Raw genomic sequence first — 19998 nt, 5'->3', positions numbered from 1 at the left:
CACACCCGTGGCAGACAACACCGACATCCGCGTCGACACGTGGGACGCATGCGTCGACTTCCCGATCTTCGACGCCAAGACCCGTTCGTTGAAGAAGGCGGTCATCGGCGCCGCCGGCGGCGTCATCGGTTCCAACGGGTCGAAGACCGTCGTCGTCGAAGCAGTCCGCGACATCAACCTTCACCTGGAGCACGGTGACCGCGTGGGCCTCGTCGGCCACAACGGCGCAGGCAAGTCGACGCTGCTGCGTCTGCTGTCCGGGATCTACGAGCCGACACGCGGGTCCTGCAAGGTACGCGGCCGCGTCGCGCCGGTCTTCGACCTCGGCGTCGGCATGGACCCGGAGATCTCCGGGTACGAGAACATCTTGATCCGCGGCATGTTCCTCGGTATGAGCCGCAAGGAGATGCTGCGCAAGACGGACGAGATCGCGGAGTTCTCCGAGCTCGGCGACTACCTGTCGATGCCGCTGCGCACCTACTCGAACGGCATGCGTGTGCGGCTCGCGCTCGGCGTGGTCACCAGCATCGACCCCGAGATCCTGATCCTCGACGAGGGCATCGGCGCCGTCGACGCCGAGTTCATGAAGAAGGCCCGCGTCCGACTGCAGGCCCTGGTCGAACGCTCCGGCATCCTCGTGTTCGCCAGCCACTCCAACGAGTTCCTCGCCCAACTGTGCGATCGCGCGCTGTGGATCGATCACGGCCAGGTGCGCATGGACGGCGGCATCGAAGAGGTGGTCGGCGCGTACCAGGGCCCCGACGCCGCAGCCCAAGTCCGCAAGGTGCTCGCCGAGAACGACGAGGCCGCGCGGTGACCACTGTCGTCGCCGTCGTCGTCACTCATCGACGGCCCGAACTGCTCGCCGAGTCGCTGAACGTCGTCGCGAATCAGAACCGACCCGTCGACCACCTGATCGTCGTCGACAATGACGCCGACCCGACCGTCCGCGAACTCGTCGACGGCCAGCCGGTCGAGACCACATACATCCCGTCGAAGCACAACCTGGGCGGTGCGGGCGGATTCGCGCTCGGCATGCTGCACGCGCTCGCGCTCGGAGCCGACTGGGTGTGGTGCGCCGACGACGACGGCCGCCCCGAAGGCCCCGAGGTCCTCACGATGCTGCTCGACTGCGCCGACCGCCACGCTCTCGGTCAGGTGTCTCCGGTGGTCGTCAACATCGCCGACCCCGATGCACTGGCTTTTCCGCTACGACGTGGACTCGTCTGGCGGCGCAAGCGCTCCGAACTGTTCGCGGACACCCAGCCCGGAGCGGAGCGGTCAGACGACCTTCTCCCCGGTATCGCGTCGCTGATGAACGGCGCCCTGTTCTCCGCGGACACGATCGAACGGATCGGCGTGCCCGATCTTCGATTGTTCTTCCGCGGCGACGAGGTGGAGATGCATCGCAGGCTCGCGCGTTCGGGAATCGCCTTCGGCACCTGTCTGACCACCGCGTATCTGCACCCGGACGGCAGCGACGAGTTCCGGCCGATCCTCGGCGGCCGTATGCACACGCAGTACCCGGACAACGAGGTGAAGCGGTACTTCACCTACCGCAACCGCGGCTACCTGATGAGCCAACCCGGCATGCGCAAGCTCCTGCCCCAGGAGTATGCGCGGTTCGGATGGTTCTTCCTCGTCCAGCAGCGTGACGTCGCAGGCTTCCGCGAGTGGATGCGCCTCCGCAAGTTGGGGCGCGGGGAACGGTTCGCACGCCCCGACACGCGCTGATCGGCGCGTTCGCCGGCTCTGTGTAAAAATTCGGCTTTCTCAGCGGCCTCCGAGGGCATACTGCCCTCGGAGGCCGCTGAGCGTACCGATCTTCTCGGCGTCGCCTCGTCGTAATCAATCCATCGACATCTAACTAGAACGTGTTCTACCCTGACTGTCATGCGATTCACCTATGCCGAAGCCATGACGGACGTCAGCTACTACGCACCACTCGCGCAGGCCGCGGAGAAGTCCGGCTTCGCCGGGATGACCATCCCCGACTCGATCGCGTACCCGGAGGTGTCGGACGCCACCTACCCGTACACCCCGGACGGAAACCGAGAGTTCTTGGAAGACAAGGACTTCATCGAAACGTTCATCCAAGCGGCGGCGCTGGGCGCGGTGACCACGACGCTGCGTTTCCTACCGTTCGTCCTCAAACTGCCGATCCGGCCGCCCGCCCTCGTCGCGAAGCAGGCTGCGTCAGTCGCCTATCTGACGAACAACCGCTTGTCGTTGGGTGTCGGCACCAGCCCCTGGCCGGAGGACTACGACATCATGGGCGTGGACTTCAAACGCCGCGGCAAGCGGATGAACGAGTGCATGGACATCATCCGCGGCCTCACCTCCGGCGGATACTTCGAATTCCACGGCGAGTTCTACGATATTCCGAGCATCAAGATGTCGCCGACGCCGACCGAGCCGATTCCGCTGCTCGTCGGCGGCCACGCCGACCTCGCGTTGCGGCGCGCGGTGATCCGCGGCGACGGCTGGATGCACGGCGGCGGCCCCGGCGAGGAACTCGACGCCCTGCTCGACAAGATCGCGGCGATCCGCAAAGCGGAGGGCAAGGAGAACGACCCGTTCGAGATCCACGTGATCTCGATGGACGCGTACACAATCGACGGCTGCAAGCGCCTCGAGGACAAGGGCATCACCGATGTGATCGTCGGATTCCGTCTCCCGTACGTCGTCGGGAACGACACCGAACCGCTCGAGAAGAAGATCGAACACCTCGACTGGTACGGCGAGAACGTGATCGCGAAGGTGAATAGTGGGTCATAACGCAGACGCGTGGTAATTCTCGTGCTTACCGCTCGGTAGAATGGTTACTCATGACTAGTAGTGGAACCGATCGCACCAAGGCCATCGAAGCAGAGATCGGCAAGGTGTTCACGACTCAGGACTACTACGAGGTCGGCCGCGAGAAGATCCGCGAGTTCGCTCGGGCCCTGCACGACGACAACCCCGTCCACTGGGACGAGGCGAAGTCGGCCGCCGCAGGCCACGACCGGCTGCTCGCACCGTTGACGATCGTCGTCCTCGACGGCACCAAGGCGCAGGCCCAGCTGTTCGAGATGATCCCAGGCAACCCGCTGAAGTCGGGTGTCCTGCAGGTGGAGCAGCGGTTCGTGTTCCACAAGCCGGTCACCGCGGGCGACCGCCTCAAGTCGGACGTGTCGCTGGACTCCTACAAGTCCGCGGCCGGCGCCGACCTGTTCACGGGCAAGACTGTCATCCGCGATCTCGACAAGGGCGTCATGCAAGAGTCGTGGACCACGCTCGCCGGCCCCGGGGAGTCCGGCGACGGTCTGACCGACGAGTTCCAGTCGATGGTCGACGACGTCATGTTCTCGCCTGCTGGGTCACACGTGCTGCCGCTGGTCCCCGCTGAAGCCGCCGAGATCCCCGACGACGAGCCGCGGGCGTTCGGCGCGATCGCGTTCGACTCACTGACCGAAGGCCAGGAGATCCCGCCGCGCAGGCAGAAGTTCACGCGCGGCGACCTCGTCAACTACGTCGGCGTCGCAGGCGACCCGAACCCCATCCACTACAGCGACGAGCTCGCCGCCGCCGCGAAGCTCGACACCGTGGTCGCGCAGGGCATGCTGACCCTGGGCACAGCGGCCGGCTACCTGTCGGAGTTCGTCGGCGATCCCGCCGCATTCCGCGAGCTCAGCGCCCGCTTCTCGAGCGCCGTCTACGTTCCGCCGACAGATGCGGCCTTCGTCGAGTACACGGCGAAGATCAAGACGCTGTACCCGGAGACCAAGCGCGGACTGATCACGTTCGGTGCGACGGTCAACGGCAAACGCGTGTTCGGCAAGTGCACGGCGCTCGTGCAGTTCTCCTGACACGCCGGCCTGTCTTTCGACTGCGCTTCCGAAGGAATCCCGGTCCGCGACAGTAGATTCGACGCATGTTCGGACTGCTCCAGCCGTGTCGGCACGTGCTCGACGACGATCTTCGTGACCAGTGGCGTGCGCATCTATGCGGCTTATGCCTGTCATTGCGCGACGATTACGGTCAGACGGCCCGGCTGACGACGAACACCGACGCCGTCATGGTCAGGCCGAAATCGAGACGACGTCGACCGACCTCGATGCGCTGACCGAACCGACCGCGCAGGCCTGCGCCGCCGTCTTCGCCTCCAGCGCCGACCTGGCCCAAGCTCCTGCCAACCGCGACGTGCTCGCCGACATCGGAGCCGATTACGGTCGCCTCGCGCATCTCCTCGACGCCGTCGACGATCGGCTTGCCGACGACGCAGTCGGAGCATTCAACCCGCTGACCGCGACCGGAACGTCCGACGAACTCGCGCTCGCGGGGTCGACGATGCTGGCCGCCCGCGTCGCCCACCGGTACCGGGATCTCGCACTCCACGACGACCGACTTCTGCGCGCACTTCTCGTCGACGGAGTCGCCCAGGCCGTCCGGCGTCGTCGCCGCGCAGGTGAACGCGCGCGGATCGAGGCGATCGGATCAGGCCTGCAGACGTGGCCTCCTCAGCAGCCTCTCGACTGGCCGGAGGGATGGCCGTATCCGCCGCCGTTCCCACCGAACCGATCGTGGTACCAGCGGATTCTCCCGTTCAGCGGCGTGACGTTCTGCGGTCCGGCGCTGTGCACCACCCACTGGAACCACTGCACGGACAAGTACCGCTCGCCGCTATGCGACGGCTCCGACTGCTGCGATTGTTGCGACTGCTGCGATTGTTGACCTCAAGTTCCCCGCTCAGCGCCACCATCCGCCGTGGAGCGATGCCGAGGCTGCGCGGGGAACTTGAGGTCAGAATCACCTGATCTTGAAGATCACAGTTCGTTGGACGACGAAGTTGATGACGGTCGCCACGCCCTGCGCGACGACGAAAGCGCAAGCGCTGGCGACGAGAGACGAACCCCACTCGTGCATCAGCAGGCTGTACAGGCCGATGTTGACAAAGAACGTCACCGCGTACAGGAGGACGACGGCGATGAAACGCGCCTTGCTCGGTTCGGCCCGGAATGTCCAACGCCGGTTGATCAGGTACGCGATGGTGGTGCCGAGGATGAAACCGCATGCCTTCGCCAGCCAGTACGGGGCTCCGGCGACGCTCTGAAGTAGCAGGGTGAGCGCGAAGTCGAACACCGCTGACAGCACGCCGGTCGCGACGAAGCGAACCAACTGAGTCTTGAGATCGACGCTCGTCGACGCCTCTTCGTCGTCGAACGGCAGCTCGATCGGCATGGGAGCGTGCCGCGTCGCGAAGTCGTCGTGTGCGGGGTGCACAGGGAACGGAACGCGGTCGACGTCGTCGGGTGTGGAGTCTGACACCGGACCAGCCTATCGGTCCGCGCGCCCAGACGGACGCGGGAGAATCGGTGAACAGCAGATTCGGGCAGCCTTTCGCCGATCACCGGCCGCGCGGGCTAAGGTCCAAAGCTATGCCCGTCACCTTCTCCGCTCACCGCCTCACCCGCCGTCTCTGTGCCACCGCATTGGCGTGTGCGACGGTCGCTGGCATGGCGTTGACGACGCCCGCCGCACATGCGGAGACCACGCCGACGCCGGTCTGGTCGGGGCTGGACGCACGCTCCTACGACGGCCCGATCGGAGCCCACGGCACGCTGCTCGCCAAGACGCCGCTCGACCCGTCGATCACGCTGCCCGCTGCGGGCGACGCCTACCGGATCCTGTACTCCTCTCCCGACTTCGACGGGAAGCCCGCGGTCAGCACGGGCGCGGTGTTCCTCCCGAAGCGACCGGCTCCCGCGGGCGGACACAAGGTGATCGCGTGGGCGCACGGCACTGTCGGGCTCGGTGACACCTGTACGCCGTCGGCCCAGCCGCGCAGCGACCGTGACGTCGCATACCTCGGCCACTGGCTCGACCAGGGCTACGCGGTGGTGGCCACCGACTACGTGGGTCTTGGGACGCCAGGACTGATGAGCTATTTGAGCGGACAGGTGGCGGCAACATCGACCGTCGACTCGGTGATCGCAGCCCGACAGGCGGGTCTCCCCCTGTCGAAGACGTGGGCGATCGTCGGCCAGTCGCAGGGTGCGGGCGCAGCCCTCAATGCGGCGCGACGGGCCACCTCGCTGTCGAAGGGCAGCGGGCTCGACTACCGCGGCGTCGTCGCGACCGGGGCGCCCGCGAACATCGAGCACATCGTGTGGCAGGCGGGGCCGCAGTTCCCACCGGTCGCGCTGCCGTCGGGGCTCACCACGTACGCCGCCTACATCGTCGCCGGATTCGCCGACGCCCGTAGCGACCTGCACCCCGAGCGTGTGCTCAGCGCAAAGGGACGACGCGTCGTTCGGCTCGCCGAGAAGCTCTGCTACCCCGAACTCAAGTCCGCGCTCGACGGAGCCGAGATCAACTCGTGGTTCACTCGGCCGCTCGCGTCGATCCCCGGCGTCCAAGCCGCCCTCGTCGACTACATGAGCACCCCGTACTCCGGTTACGACCGCCCGATCTTCCTCGGCCAGGGACTGAAGGACATCGATGTCCCGGCACCGTCGGCGATCTCGCTGTACGCACAGATGAGGGCTGCCGGTCAGCCCGTCGACTTCCACGTCTACCCGACGCAGGACCACTCCGGCACGGTGCTCGCATCCATGAAGGACTCGACGCCGTTCCTGAAACGGATCATGCGGTAGCCCGCTGCGGCTTCACCACCATCACCGGTTTCGCACATTCGATCAACAGGTATTGGGACGTGCTGCCCAACAACAGCTTTCCCACTTGAGTGCGACGACGCATCCCGATCACGAGAAGCTGTGCGTCCGGCTCGTCTATCGCCCGTAGAAGTTCCTCGGACGCATCGGCGCCGATCTGCTGCCGGATCTCGAAGGGCACACCCGATTCCACCAGCCGCTCCTGGACCTGCGCGATCTCGTCTGCGTCCACGATCCGGACGGTGCGGGCCGAGCTGCCTCGCCCGCCTTCGGACACAGCGTTGATCACCAACACACCGGTGCCGCGCACCGATGCCTCGTCGATGGCCTGCTCCAGGCAGGCCCGTCCGTGCGAACCGCCTGCGTACCCGACCACGATCATGCTTTTCCTTCCGGTTCCCCCGGCGGCCTCCCTCGCCTTCACAGACGAATGTAGACGACGGGCATCACATAGACGGCGGTCGGACACGAGAGGCGGGTAACCTCTACTGACGATGACGAACTCAGAACTACTTCCAATCCAGACTCGGACTCTGATGGGTTGGGGCCGTACGATGCCCACCGAAGGGCATGTGCTGACCACGCCGTATCCCGAGGTCGTCGCCGACGCCGTCGCACGCGTCGCCGACCAGGACGCGGACAAGCCGTCGTATCTGAAACGCGGAGTGATCGCGCGGGGGCTCGGCCGGTCGTACGGCGAGAACGCGCAGAACTCCGGCGGACTGACGATCGACATGACTCAGCTCACCCGGATCTACGACATCGACACGGAGACGGCGATCGTCGATCTGGACGCAGGCGTCGACCTCGACACGCTGATGCGCGTCGTGCTGCCGTACGGCCTCTGGGTCCCGGTGCTGCCGGGTACTCGTCAGGTGACGGTCGGCGGCGCCATCGGCTGCGACATCCACGGCAAGAACCATCACAGTTCCGGCAGCTTCGGCAACCACGTCGTCGAGATCACCCTGCTGGTGGCCTCCGGCGAGATCCTCACCCTCACCCCTGAGGGCAGCACGGACGACCCGGACGCGTCGATCTTCTGGGCCACGATCGGCGGCATCGGCCTGACCGGGATCATCCTGCGCGCCAAGATCAAGATGACGCGCACCGAGACCGCCTACTTCATCGCCGACGGCTCCGTCACCAAGAGCCTCGACGAGACCATCGCTCTCCACATGGACGGGTCCGAAGAGAACTACACGTACAGCTCCGGTTGGTTCGACGCGATCAGCAAGCCCCCGCGTCTGGGGCGTGGCACGTTCTCGCGCGGGTCGCTCGCGACACTCGACCAGCTGCCCGACAAGCTCGCCAAGGACCCGTTGAAGTTCGACGCGCCCACGCTCGTCAACTTCCCGGACATCTTCCCGAACGGGCTCGCCAACAAATTGAACTTCTCGATGGTCGGCGAAGCCTACTACCGGATGGGTGGCAACTACCAGGGCAAGATCCAGAATCTGACGCAGTTCTACCACCCGTTGGATCTGTTCGGGAACTGGAACCGCGCCTACGGCTCGCACGGATTCCTGCAGTACCAGTTCATCGTTCCGCCGGAGGCCGTCGAGGAGTTCAAGGGCATCATCTACGACATCCAGGCGTCCGGACACGTCAGCTTCCTCAACGTGTTCAAACTGTTCGGTGAAGGCAACCAGGCTCCGCTGAGCTTCCCGATGCCCGGCTGGAACATCTGCGTCGACTTCCCGATCAAACGCGGCCTGCACGAGTTCGTCTCCGAACTGGACCGCCGCGTCATGGAGATCGGCGGACGCCTGTACACGGCGAAGGATTCGCGGACCACCGCCGAGACCTTCCACGCCATGTACCCGAAGGTCGACGACTGGATCGCGACGCGACGTCGCGTGGACCCGAACCAGGTGTTCATGTCCGATATGGGTCGACGCCTCGAACTGGCCTGACGCCGACTACACACATCACAGACGAAAGCAGATACGCATGTTCAACGCCGTCGGCGTTCCGCAATCCATCCTGATCCTCGGCGGATCCTCCGAGATCGGCCTGGCCATCGCGGCCGAGTACCTGACCAAGGGCCCCATGCGCGTGGTCCTGGCGACCGTCCCCGGCGACCCGGCAGCCGAGGCAGCCGTCGCGCAGATGACCGACGCCGGAGCGTCGTCGGTCGAGCAGATCGACTTCGACGCGCTCGCCACCGAGACCCACCGGAACGTCATCGAGACAGCCTTCGCGGGCGGCGACATCGACGTCGCCGTCGTCGCCTTCGGCATCCAGGGCGACGACGAGCAGGCCTGGCAGGACCAGAAGCTCGCCGTCCTCGAAGCGAACATCAACTACACCGCGGCCGTCTCCGTCGGTGTTCTCCTCGGCGAGAAGATGCGCGAGCAGGGTCACGGCCAGATCATCGCGATGAGCTCGGTGGCAGGCGAACGCGTCCGCCGCTCCAACTTCGTCTACGGCTCCACCAAGGCTGGCCTCGACGGCTTCTACCTCGGTCTCGGCGACGCCCTGCGCTCCGAAGGGATCGGCGTCCTGGTGATCCGCCCCGGTCAGGTCCGCACTCGCCTGTCGGCGCACGTCGCCGAAGCCCCGCTCACCGTCAACAAGGAGGACGTGGCGCGTCTGGCGATCGCAGCCGTCGCGAAGGGCAAGGAGATCGTCTGGGTTCCGGGCCCGTTCCGGTTCATCATGATGGCGCTGCGCCACGTCCCGCGCCCGATCTTCCGCAAGCTGCCCATCTGATCTCGTGCAGTCCACCGCCGACGCCCCCGCAAAACCCCGACGCGAGTTCGTGAAGAACCCGCGGGCACGCGACGTTGCCGAACTGGGCGGCGCCGTCGTCCTCGCCGCCGTCGTCGCCTTCGCCGGCCTGAAGGTGATCGGCGCCGTCGACTGGCCCGCGTTCAACACATCGAACGTGTCGCGGGCCGTCACCACCCTCGGGCAGGCAGTGGTGATCGTCGTCGCGGCGCTCACCGTCGTCGCCTACCGATCAGGGCGCTCGCGGACGTGGACGTCCTGGGTGTCGTCGCTGGCCTCTGCCGGGCTGGTGACCGTGACGCTCGGCATGCCGTTGGGCGCCACCAAGCTTTACCTGTTCGGCCTGTCCGCCGACCAGCAGTTCCGCACCGAATACCTGACGCGGCTCACCGACAGTCCACATCTGGCGGACATGACCTATGACGGTCTCGCCCCGTACTACCCGGCGGGCTGGTTCTGGTTCGGCGGCCGATTCGCGAGCCTCATCGGCATGCCCGGCTGGGAGGCGTACAAGCTGTGGGCGGTGCTGTCGATCGCGATCGCCGCAGCACTCGGCACCGCGCTGTGGAATCGAATGGTCGGTGTCTCGACTGGTACTGCCATCGGCCTCGCGTCGACCGCCGTCACCCTCGTCTACGCGTCGCCGGAACCGTACGCGGCCGTTCTGATCCTGGTCGGCGTCCCGATGATGGTCGTGACGGCGTCCGCGCTGAGGGGGCGCCGTCGCCTCACCGACGGGCCGACGACGCTCGGGCGCACCGGCTGGCTGTCCGTCGTCGCCGCAGGTCTGTTCATCGGCGTATCGGCGTGCGTGTACACGCTGTACACCGGTCTGTTCGCGGGCACCGCCGTTCTGATGGCGGTCGGCTATCTCGTCCAGTCGTATCTACGACGTCGGAACACCGCGGTCCCCGGGACGTCAGAGCGCCGCGCCGAGCAGCTGGCGGTGATCGTCCGGCTCGCCGTGATGGGTGCGGTCGCCGCCGCAGTAGCGCTCATCGTATGGACGCCCTATCTCGTGGAACGCGCGTCGAGCAGCGTCACGCCGGACGGGAGCGCCGAGCACTATCTGCCGGAGAACGGCGCAGTGGTCGGCCTACCCATGTTCCAGCTCAACCTGGTCGGCGTCCTCACCCTGATCGGTCTGCTGTGGGTTCTGCTGCGCGCGACTCGGCGCACGATCGGCTTCGCTTTCGCGTGGACGTTGATCGGCGTCCTCGGCATCACGTGTGTGTCGTTGGCGCGAACGGCGATCGGCTCCACGCTGCTCTCGTTCCGCCTCGAAGCGGTGACCGCCGTCGTCCTCGCCGCCGCCGGAATTCTCGGCGTCGTCGAGCTCGCGCGGGCCGCCGTCGCGAAGTTCGGCGACGTCCGCACGGCGATCGGTGTCCTCGCGGCGATCGTGGCGGTCGCGCTGGCGCAGTCGATCCCGTCGCACCTGTCCGCAGAGATCACCACCGCGTACACCGACACCGACGGGTACGGTCAGCGCGCCGACCAGCATCCGGCAGGCGCCGAATCGTACTATCCGGAACTGCACCGTCTGATCCGGGAACAGACCGGGAAGCCGGCGAACCAGAATGTGGTCTTGACCGCGGACTATGGATTCCTGTCCCTGTACCCGTACTGGGGATTCCAAGGCTTGACCTCGCATTATGCGAATCCGCTCGCCGACTTCACCAAACGCGCCCAAGCCATCGAACAGTGGTCGTCGACGACCACCACGCAGGAGCTGACCGCAGCGATGGCCGCCACACCGTGGCGCAGCCCCGATGTGTTCCTCTTCCGGTACAGCGCCGACGGCTACACGCTGCGGTTGGCCGAAGACGTCTACCCCAACGATCCCAATGTGCGTCGATACACGGTCACGTTCTCGCCGACCGTGTTCGACGACCCGATGTTCACCGTCACCGAAGTCGGACCGTTCGTCCTCGTCGTCAAGAAAGGCTGATCCGATATGCCGGACCTGAAGATCACGACCATCTCGCACGGCGACGCGAAGACGCACTTCGTGTCGACATCGACGGTCAACTGGGTGATCCTGCAGGATCAGGCCGGCGTGACCCTTGTCGACGGCGGGTACCCCGGGCACGCGGGTGCCGTGCTCGAATCACTGCGGCGGGTCGGCAGTGCGCCGCAGGAGATCCGCGCCGCGCTGCTCACCCATGCGCACGTCGACCATCTCGGCGGCATCGCACGTCTGCGGCGCGAGTACTCGTTCGACGTCTTCGCCGATCCGGCCGAGGTGACGCACGCACGCCGCGACTACCTGGAGCAGGCCGACGCGTCGACCATCGCACCGCTCGCCTACCGTCCCGCCGTCGTCGGCTGGCTGAGCAGGATCGTGCGGCTGGGCGCACTCGACAAGGACGGGATCCCCGACACCCAGGCGTTCATCGACCCGTCGACCCTGCCCGGTTCGCCTGTCGCGGTCCCGACGCACGGTCATACGCGCGGGCACAGCGCGTTCCTCGCCGGGGACGGCGAAGTCCTGATCTCCGGTGACGCGCTGGTCAGCGGCCACCCGATCGCCAAGAGCCCGGGTCCGCAATGCCTCGATCACGTCTTCACCCACGACGTGTCGGCTAACGAGGCCGCCGTCGCCGCCCTCGCCGACCTCGACTCCGTCGTCGTCATGCCGGGCCACGGTCCGATGCTGTGCGGCGCCATCGAGACCTTCGTCGAGCAGGCGCTTACGCGCTGAAACGCTTCGTCCGCCGATCCGTACCAGTATGTGGCACAGATCGGCGGACTAGGCTGCCGAGTCGGCTTCGGGCTGTTCGATCGGACAGTCAGGACCGCACGAACGAGGCCGCTGAGCCCACCCCTGGTTCGCCAGCGCCCGCGCGACTCCCGACGCTGTCGAACACGGCCGCTCGAAGACCTGCCCCCATCCGAGCCGTAGAGTCAGGCGGTCGCCGAGGACCGCGGCATCGAGGTCCCGTTGCAGGTCATGGTCTCGAGAGACTGCGTCGTCGTGCCCAAGCCGTCCATCGAGTTCGACGATGAGACCGAAGTCCTCATACTCGACGTCGCGGAAGCCACGTCGGCCGACGGTCGTCGGGGCCTGCCGCAGCGGCGCGGGAAGGCCATGCGGGCGTTCCACTTTCGCGAGGTATCGATGCTCGAGCACCGAGCACGCGCCCGTGTCGACATCGAGCAGCACCTCGTGCAACAGTCTTCGCCGCCGGATCCGGCAGCGTCTGTCGAGCGCATCCAGGAGACGGCCGGGCGTGGTTATCCGCACTTGCACCGCATCGGCCAGCGCCGCAATCGCCATCGTCGTGGTCGCGGCTCCCGCAGCAACGTCGAGGACTGCGTCGTCAGTCCGAATGCGGGGAGGATGCGCATCGCGGACCACAACGTCGTCGAAGTCGGTCCGGTAGTGGACGACAACACCTGGCCTGCGCGTGACACTCCGCCGGGCATCGACACAGACATGGATGCCATTCGCCTCCCCGACAACCCCGGTGACCGCACACAACGCCGATCGGTGGCTGAGAGCTGCAGGCGCCGCGTCCAGCACGGCACACCACGCACGCTGGACCCACGTCATCGGACCTGTGTGCGTCACGTAGACGCCCTCGTACACGGCGACCCACGATCCACGCCGCAACTGTCGTCGCAGGTACGCGGTGCCTAATCCGCACGCCAGCACCTGACGTCTGCTCACCACCCCGCTCTGCTCGCGGATCAGGCCGCGCAGTCGCGCCTCGGACTCGTCGAACTCCCCCATCTCATCAGTCTGGCGGGAGCACAGACGCAGCAAAAGGGGGTGTCGGACATCTGTGGATAACTCCTGAAACGCCTCGTCCGCCGATTCGTACCAGCATGTGGCACAGATCGGCGGACGAGGAGAGAACCTAGCGAGAGGACGGTGCTCCGGCAGGTCGGCGGGCAGAACGACGACGATTCGGGTTCGCCGCCGAACGCGACTGGCCCGAATGCTCACCACCCGCAGCTCCGCCACGGCCACCACTCGCAGCTCCGCCACGGCCACCACTCGCGGCACCGCCACGGCGCCCACGACCGGTACCGCGCGATCCGCGTCCACCCTGGCCGGAACGGCCCTGGCCCGAACGCTGCTGCTGCGCAGGAGCCGCGGCCACCGGGAGGTGGCGGAGCGGCGCGTGTTCGCCGACCAGTCCGAGGACCTCCGGCGAGGAAGCGGTGACCTGCTGACCCGGAACCTTGATCGCGGCCTTCTGCAGGAGCTTGCGCAGATCGCCCCACTGGTCGGGCAGGCAGATGGTGACGACGTCGCCCGACGAACCGGCGCGCGCCGTACGGCCCGAACGGTGCAGGTATGCCTTGTGCTCGGCAGGCGGATCGACGTGGACGACGAGTTCCACATCGTCGACGTGCACGCCACGCGCAGCGACATCGGTGGCGACCAGGACCTTCGCACCGTCGGGCGCAGCGAACGACGCGAGGTTCCGATCACGCTGAGCCTGCGACAGATTGCCGTGCAGATCCACCGCCGGGATACCTTCCGCGGTCAGCTTCTTCGCGAGCTTCTTCGCCTGATGCTTCGTGCGCATGAACAGGATGCGGCGACCCGTACCGGAAGCGAGTTCGTGAACGAGCGCCGCCTTCTCCGTCGCACCCGACACCCGGAATACATGGTGCGTCATCTGCGCGACGGGCGACGTCGCGTCCTCGAGCGAATGGGTGACCGGCTTGTTCAGGAAACGCTTGACCAGCTTGTCGACACCGTTGTCGAGCGTCGCAGAGAACAGCATGCGCATGCCACCGACGGGCGTCGCAGCCAGGATACGCGTCACCACCGGGAGGAAACCGAGGTCGGCCATGTGGTCGGCTTCGTCGAGCACCGTGATCTGCACGTCGTCGAGCGAGACGATCCGCTGCTTCATCAAGTCTTCGAGGCGGCCCGGGCAGGCGACGACGATATCCGCGCCCGCGCCGAGCGCACGCTCCTGCCGCGCCTGCTTCACACCACCGAAGACGGTGGTGACGCGCAGTCCGACGGCGGCGGCGAGCGGTTCGATCTGGGTGGCGATCTGGGTCGCGAGCTCACGCGTCGGAGCGAGCACGAGTCCGGTGGGGCGTCCGGAGCGACGACGCACACCGGCTTCGGCGAGACGCACGACGAGCGGGACGGCGAACGCGACGGTCTTGCCCGAGCCGGTCTTGCCGCGGCCGAGGACGTCACGGCCGACGAGCGTGTCGGGGAGGGTCTTCTCCTGGATCGGGAACGCGGACGCTTTACCGTCGGCGGTCAACGCGTCGACGATGGGAGCGGGCACGCCGAGATCAGCGAACAGAGTCATTAATAGCCTTACTGGCAGGGATCAATCGCACGGCACGGTAGAGCCGATACGGGTAGATCGAGTGGCGAACACGCGGTCCGCGTGTCGGTTCGCCGTATGAATTTCACGCACCCGCGATCGAGTCGGGGTCTGCGTGGGGCGTTCTACGACGCACGGTGCCGGGCACCGAATGACTACAGCCTACCCGACCGACGACCCGCAACTCCTATCGCGAGAGATAGTGGGACACGCGACACACTGCCGGCGAGCACCGCCGACCAGTCGTGGCGCGAGTCGGGCGACCAAGCTGCACGGCCGCTCAGCCGACGAGCGTCGTCAGACGTCGCACCGCGAACTCGTAGCCGGCGATCCCACAGCCGGCGATGACCCCCGCAGCGATCGGCGAGATGTATGAGTGATGCCGAAATGCTTCCCGCGCATGGACATTGCTGATGTGGACCTCGATGATCGGAACATCCGGGATCACCAATGCGTCGGCAAGAGCCACCGACGTGTGCGTCCAACCGCCCGGGTTGATGACGATGCCGCTGACCTCGCCGCGGGCGGCGTGAATCGCGTCGATCATCTCGCCCTCGTGGTTCGTCTGGAAGGCGCGCAGCCCGAACCCGACATCGGCGGCCGTCCGCTCGGCGAGACGCACGGCGTCGTCGAGCGTGTCGGCACCGTACACGTCAGGTTGCCGGGTTCCGAGCATGTTCAAGTTGGGGCCGTTGAGCAGCAGGATCGGCAGGGCGGAAGACATACGTCTCATGGTAGTCGGGAGCTCCACATCGCTCGACCAGCAGGGGAAATACCGAACACGGGCCCGGCCCGTCGACGCGAACTCTGGTAGCGGTGGAGGGGAGGGTCGGCGACCGTCGGCCCGTACACCGCATTACAAAAGGGAGGATTCCTTGACCACCGCGACGAATGTGCAGGACCGCTATCGCACGCGCCTGACCGAAACCGCCCCGATGATGCGCAGACCCGATCCGGCCGTGTGGGGCGAGGCCGGCGGCCCGTTCACCACCGACCAGGTCGCGGCGTACGACGCGAAGGGATTCCACATCGAGGACGGGCTGTTGACGCCCGCCCAGGTCCAGACCTGCTGGACCGAGTTCGAGCGGCTCGCCGCCGACCCGCGAGTCGACGCGTCCGGGGCCGTCGTCCGGGAACACGGCAGCGACGCGGTCCGGTCGATCTTCGCCGTCCACCGGTACAGCCGGGTGATCGACGCGTTGGCGCGGACTCCGCGCATCCTCGATCGAGCGCGACAGATCCTCGGCTCGGACGTCTACGTCCATCAGTCCCGAATCAACGCGATGCCCGGCATGGTCGGCACCGGATTCGGCTGGCATTCGGACTTCGAGACCTGGCATGCCGAAGACGGTCTGCCCGCCCCGCGCACGGTCAGCCTGTCCATCGCGCTGACCGACAATTTCGCTTTCAACGGCGGGCTCATGCTGATGCCGGGCGCACACCGCGTGTTCGTGCCGTGTGTCGGCGAGACCCCGGACGACAACTTCCGCGAATCGCTGCAGAAGCAGAAGGCCGGAGTGCCGTCCGACGACGCCGTCACCGAACTCGGCTTCGAGTACGGGATCGAGCAGTTCACGGGGGCAGCGGGCGCCGCGCTGTTCTTCGACTCGAACTCGATGCACGCGTCGAGCAACAACATCACGCCGTATTCGCGGGCGAACGTGTTCCTCGTGTTCAACAGTGTTGAGAATGCGCCGCTCGCCCCGTTCGGGGCCGAATCGCCGCGACCGAAGTACATCGCCGACCGCGATACAACACCGCTAGTGCCGATCCGGGACACCGAGTTCGCGTGATCCCCGGCCGGAGTCCGGCTCACGCGTCGGGCTCCGGCCACAGGCACCGGGGCAACCCCAAGCATTAGGATGTCACCCTGTGCCATCTATCACCGCCCGTCGGGCGCAGATAACTGCGATCGTCACCGGTCTGCTCGGCGTGCTGCTCGCTCTGGCGACGCCGCTGCTCCCGGTGAAGCAGACCGTCGCGGAGATCAGTTGGCCGCAGGCCGACGCCGTCGGCTCGGTGTCGGCACCGCTCTTCTCCTATGTGCCGATCGAGCTGACGGCGAGCGTTCCGTGCACGGCCGTCGACCGGCTCCCCGACGGTGCGTCGGTCCTTCTCTCCACTGCGTCGCCGTCCGCCGAGAAGGCCCAGCAGCGTGGACTGTTCATCCGGGTGACTGGCGAGCGGTCGACCCCTGAGGCCGCTCGCAGTGTCGAGGTCATCAATCGCAACATGCCGTTGGTGTCGGCGCCCCTCGCCGACGTCCGGTCCGGTGAATGCCGCGACATCGAGGTCCACGCGACGTCCGACGCGGTGACTGCCGAGTTCACCGGGCTGACCGGTGACGACGACGAAGCCCTCGAGGGCAGCGCGACCGGCGGTGACCAACGACCGCAGATGACCGGTCTGTTCACTCAGCTCGACGGCCGGGTCGACGACATTCCGGGACTGAACGCGCATGTCGTCATCGACTCGCGCTACAGCACGACACCGACCGCACTGAAGTGGGCGGCCATCATCGTCGGGATACTCGCCGTCATCATCTCGCTGGTCGCGCTGTCCCGGCTCGACGCCACCGACGGGCGCCGACACCGACGATTCTTCCCTGCCCGCTGGTGGCGGTTGAAGCCGCGCGACTACGTGGTCGTCGGGCTCCTGCTGGTGTGGCACATCATCGGGCCAAACACATCCGACGACGGCTACCTCCTGACCATGTCGCGGGTCGCGCAGGACAGTGACTACACGGCCAACTACTTCCGCTGGTTCGGGGCCCCGGAGGCCCCGTTCGGCTGGTACTACCAGGTGTTCGGCTGGCTCAGCCACGTCTCGGTCGCCAGTGTCTGGATGCGGATTCCGGCCCTGGTGTGCGGCATCGTGGTCTGGCTGATCGTCAGTCACGAGATCCTGCCGCGTATCGGCCGCGCCGCACTCACCCGTCCGGCGGTCGGCTGGACGGCCGCTGCGGTGTTCCTCGTCGCGTGGTTCCCGTTCAACAACGGACTGCGCCCCGAACCGATCATCTGCCTCGGCGCCCTGATCACCTGGTGCTCGGTGGAGCGCGCCATCGCGACCGGCCGACTGCTGCCCGCCGCGATCGCGTGCACCGCGGGCGCGTTCAGCATCGCTGCCGGTCCGACAGGCGTGCTGGCGGTGGCCGCACTCGTCGCGGGCGCCCGCCCGATGTTCTTGGCGGTGGTCCGGCGTGCTCGGGAGGTCCGACTGCAGACCGGTTCGGGGCGGCTGGCCGCGTACCTGAGTCTGTTCGCGCCGATCGTGGCAGCCGGGGTGCTCGTCATCTTCGCGGTCTTCTCCGGTTTGACGCTCGCCGCCTTCATGGAGAGTTCGACGATGAAGACCGATCTCGGGCCGTCGCTCGAGTGGTACAACGAGATCGACCGGTACTCATCGCTGTTCGCGTTCTCCGCCGACGGTTCCATCGCGCGCCGCTTCGCCGTCGTCATCATGATCTTGTCGATGGCGGTCGCGGGCGCCGTCCTGATCCGCAAGTCCCGGATACCCGGCACCGCGCTCGGTCCGGCGCGCCGCATCGTCGGCATCACCTTCGGGTCCCTGCTGTTCCTGATGTTCACCCCGACCAAGTGGACCCACCACTTTGGCGTGTTCGCCGGGCTCACCGCAGCGCTGGCGGCGCTGGCCGCGATCGCGGCGAGCGCGGGCGCGACTCATTCGAGACGCAACCGCACGATCTTCGCCGCACTCGTCGTCTTCGTGACGGGCCTGGCGTTCACCGCACCGAACTCCTTCTATTACGCGTCGGCGTGGGGCATGCCGTGGGGCACCTCCCAGGTGATGATCGGCGGCATCACCCTCGGCCAGATCCTCCTGTACGTGTCCCTCGCGCTGATGGCGCTGGCGCTCTGGTTCCACTTCCGTGAACCGTTCGCGGGCGTCGACCCCGAGTCGGAGCATCAGCCGCGCCCGGTCCGACGAGCCACCCGAATCCTCACCGCGTCGCCGTTGGGCCTCGCGGCCACCGTGATCGCCGCATTCCTGCTCGTGACCGCGGCGATGACCGGGATTCGCCAGAGCGACTCGTACTCGGTGCCGCGCTCGAACATCGAAGCCTTTACCGGACAGCAGTGCGGGATGGCAGACAAAGTGTGGGTCGAAGACGACCCGAACCTCTACCAGTTGGGCCCGGTGGACGCCTCGCTCACCGATCCGCTCGCCGGACCGACCACTGCGCCCGCCGACGCCGAGCGCGCCGCGACCAGCGGTTTCAGCGCGAACGGCGTTCGTGAAGACCTCGAGACTCTGGCGCCCGCCGGGTCGCTCGGCGTCCTCGCCTGGGGCGCGGGCCTCGACCCCGACCTGCTCATCGCCAATAGCGGCGGAACCGGCGGAGGGATCGCCGCCGCCGCGGGCACCAACGGTTCGCGGGCGATCCTGCCGTTCGGGCTCGACCCGGCCCGGACTCCCGTCATGGGCAGTTACTCCGAGGTCGACCAGAGCCCGGCCGACCTCACCTCCGGCTGGTACCGGGTGCCCGCCGACTTCCAGAACCGGCCGCTCGTCACATTCTCGGCGGCAGGCGTGTTCGGATCCAGTGAACTCCATCTCGAGTACACGACCGACGAGGTGACCGACTCCACGCGCGACGCCGACCTGACGGTCGCGGGCGAACGACAGATGATCGATCCCGGACCGCGTCCGAGTTGGCGCAACGTCCGCGTCGAGACGGAGTCGCTCCCGTCGGACACGACGGCGGTACGGATCGTCGCCGACGACGACAACCTGTCCGAGGACCACTTCATCGTCGTCACACCGCCGCGCATCCCCGAGATGACGACTCTGCAGGAGACGGTCGGCGACACCGACCCGGTCCACGTCGACTGGACGTCCGGTCTGGTGTTCCCGTGCCAGCGTCCGTACAACTTCCACGCGGGCGTCGTCGAGACGCCGAAGTGGCGGGTCCGACCGGGCGCCGACCTCGCCGCCGCGGTCAGCGCATGGCAGGGCGCCCTCGGCGGCGGACCGCTCGGCTGGCTCCAGGTGTCGCAGCGGCCGGACACGGTCGCGACCTACCTCAAGGGCGACATCGGTCGCGATTGGGGCGCGTTGGAGCGCTACACCCCGTACGACGAGGCGACACCGGCGCAGATCGACTACAGCACGCAGACCCGCAGCGGTCTGTGGAGTCCGGCGCCGATCCGCCGCTGACCCCGCAAGAAATCCGTGCCCGCCTCCGTCCGGCGAGGGGTTGGCACGCGCTTCGCCGTGCCTTAAGCTGACCACACAGATTAGAACGTGTTCTAATTTTGCGGCCGTCCGACACGGTTCGCTTC

The 19998-nt window shown here is 66.9% G+C and carries 17 protein-coding genes and 1 pseudogene; 13 read left to right on the top strand and 5 right to left on the bottom strand.

Features of this window, described 5'->3' with window-relative positions; translation table 11 throughout:
* The first annotated feature begins 7 nt into the window (after positions 1 to 7).
* From wzt to L5G28_RS03590, 6 genes and pseudogenes are all read left to right on the top strand, one after another.
* Entirely contained in the window at positions 8 to 817 is an 810-nt protein-coding gene (gene wzt / locus L5G28_RS03610; RefSeq protein WP_236998097.1) for a galactan export ABC transporter ATP-binding subunit Wzt/RfbE, read from the top strand.
* Positions 814 to 1734, top strand: coding sequence for a galactofuranosyltransferase GlfT1 (gene glfT1, locus L5G28_RS03605; protein WP_237000323.1), 921 nt, complete (start codon positions 814 to 816; stop codon positions 1732 to 1734). The genes wzt and glfT1 overlap by 4 nt, the downstream gene beginning before the upstream one ends.
* Before the next feature lie 159 nt (positions 1735 to 1893).
* Positions 1894 to 2778, top strand: a complete 885-nt coding sequence (locus L5G28_RS03600; protein ID WP_237000322.1) for a TIGR03619 family F420-dependent LLM class oxidoreductase — start codon at positions 1894 to 1896, stop codon at positions 2776 to 2778.
* A gap of 50 nt (positions 2779 to 2828) precedes the next feature.
* Positions 2829 to 3848, top strand: coding sequence for a fused (3R)-hydroxyacyl-ACP dehydratase subunits HadA/HadB (locus L5G28_RS03595; RefSeq protein WP_236998100.1), 1020 nt, complete (start codon positions 2829 to 2831; stop codon positions 3846 to 3848).
* Positions 3849 to 3913: 65 nt separating this feature from the next.
* Positions 3914 to 3997 (top strand): annotated as a pseudogene (locus L5G28_RS19385) (hypothetical protein); the annotation flags it as partial.
* A 5-nt stretch (positions 3998 to 4002) separates the two neighbouring features.
* On the top strand, positions 4003 to 4713 hold the full coding sequence (locus L5G28_RS03590) for a DUF5685 family protein (RefSeq protein ID WP_308191944.1): 711 nt from the start codon (positions 4003 to 4005) through the stop codon (positions 4711 to 4713).
* A gap of 75 nt (positions 4714 to 4788) precedes the next feature.
* On the opposite strand, the gene L5G28_RS03585 is transcribed toward L5G28_RS03590, so the two are convergent.
* On the bottom strand, positions 4789 to 5220 hold the full coding sequence (locus L5G28_RS03585) for a GtrA family protein (RefSeq protein ID WP_236998220.1): 432 nt from the start codon (positions 5218 to 5220) through the stop codon (positions 4789 to 4791).
* 197 nt (positions 5221 to 5417) lie between these two features.
* Here L5G28_RS03585 and L5G28_RS03580 point away from each other — a divergent pair, with 197 nt between their 5' ends.
* A complete protein-coding gene (locus tag L5G28_RS03580; protein WP_372477157.1) occupies positions 5418 to 6635 on the top strand; it encodes an alpha/beta hydrolase family protein in 1218 nt (405 codons plus the stop codon).
* Here the strand turns inward: L5G28_RS03580 and L5G28_RS03575 are convergent.
* Positions 6625 to 7035 carry a universal stress protein gene (locus L5G28_RS03575; protein ID WP_237000321.1) on the bottom strand — a complete coding sequence of 137 codons (411 nt, stop codon included), beginning with the start codon at positions 7033 to 7035 and terminating at the stop codon, positions 6625 to 6627. The genes L5G28_RS03580 and L5G28_RS03575 overlap by 11 nt on opposite strands.
* 112 nt (positions 7036 to 7147) lie before the next feature.
* Between L5G28_RS03575 and dprE1 the strand changes: the two genes are divergently transcribed.
* The 4 genes from dprE1 to L5G28_RS03555 are packed head-to-tail and all read left to right on the top strand — an operon-like array spanning position 7148 to position 12087.
* Entirely contained in the window at positions 7148 to 8566 is a 1419-nt protein-coding gene (gene dprE1 / locus L5G28_RS03570; protein WP_237000320.1) for a decaprenylphosphoryl-beta-D-ribose oxidase, read from the top strand.
* 37 nt (positions 8567 to 8603) lie between these two features.
* A complete protein-coding gene (dprE2, locus tag L5G28_RS03565; RefSeq protein WP_236998104.1) occupies positions 8604 to 9365 on the top strand; it encodes a decaprenylphospho-beta-D-erythro-pentofuranosid-2-ulose 2-reductase in 762 nt (253 codons plus the stop codon).
* A 49-nt stretch (positions 9366 to 9414) separates the two neighbouring features.
* Positions 9415 to 11334, top strand: coding sequence for an arabinofuranosyltransferase (locus tag L5G28_RS03560; RefSeq protein WP_237000319.1), 1920 nt, complete (start codon positions 9415 to 9417; stop codon positions 11332 to 11334).
* Between the two features lie 6 nt (positions 11335 to 11340).
* On the top strand, positions 11341 to 12087 hold the full coding sequence (locus tag L5G28_RS03555; protein ID WP_237000318.1) for an MBL fold metallo-hydrolase: 747 nt from the start codon (positions 11341 to 11343) through the stop codon (positions 12085 to 12087).
* Between the two features lie 48 nt (positions 12088 to 12135).
* On the opposite strand, the gene L5G28_RS03550 is transcribed toward L5G28_RS03555, so the two are convergent.
* From L5G28_RS03550 to aroQ, 3 genes are all read right to left on the bottom strand, one after another.
* Positions 12136 to 13119: a type IV toxin-antitoxin system AbiEi family antitoxin domain-containing protein gene (locus L5G28_RS03550; RefSeq protein WP_237000317.1), complete on the bottom strand. Its 984-nt coding sequence runs from the start codon at positions 13117 to 13119 to the stop codon at positions 12136 to 12138.
* Between the two features lie 127 nt (positions 13120 to 13246).
* A complete protein-coding gene (locus tag L5G28_RS03545) occupies positions 13247 to 14674 on the bottom strand; it encodes a DEAD/DEAH box helicase (RefSeq protein ID WP_237000316.1) in 1428 nt (475 codons plus the stop codon).
* Positions 14675 to 14972: 298 nt separating this feature from the next.
* On the bottom strand, positions 14973 to 15416 hold the full coding sequence (gene aroQ, locus L5G28_RS03540) for a type II 3-dehydroquinate dehydratase (RefSeq protein ID WP_237000315.1): 444 nt from the start codon (positions 15414 to 15416) through the stop codon (positions 14973 to 14975).
* A gap of 211 nt (positions 15417 to 15627) precedes the next feature.
* Here aroQ and thpD point away from each other — a divergent pair, with 211 nt between their 5' ends.
* Together thpD and L5G28_RS03530 are read left to right on the top strand one after the other, a co-directional pair.
* The gene (thpD, locus tag L5G28_RS03535; protein ID WP_237000548.1) at positions 15628 to 16485 is read left to right on the top strand and encodes an ectoine hydroxylase; all 858 of its coding nucleotides are present in this window, start codon (positions 15628 to 15630) and stop codon (positions 16483 to 16485) included.
* Between the two features lie 79 nt (positions 16486 to 16564).
* Entirely contained in the window at positions 16565 to 19873 is a 3309-nt protein-coding gene (locus L5G28_RS03530) for an arabinosyltransferase domain-containing protein (protein WP_237000314.1), read from the top strand.
* Positions 19874 to 19998: the final 125 nt, after the last annotated feature.

The organism is Gordonia liuliyuniae (assembly GCF_021739025.1).
Classification (GTDB): Bacteria; Actinomycetota; Actinomycetes; order Mycobacteriales; family Mycobacteriaceae; genus Gordonia; species Gordonia liuliyuniae.
This window is presented reverse-complemented; position numbering and strand designations above follow the sequence as displayed.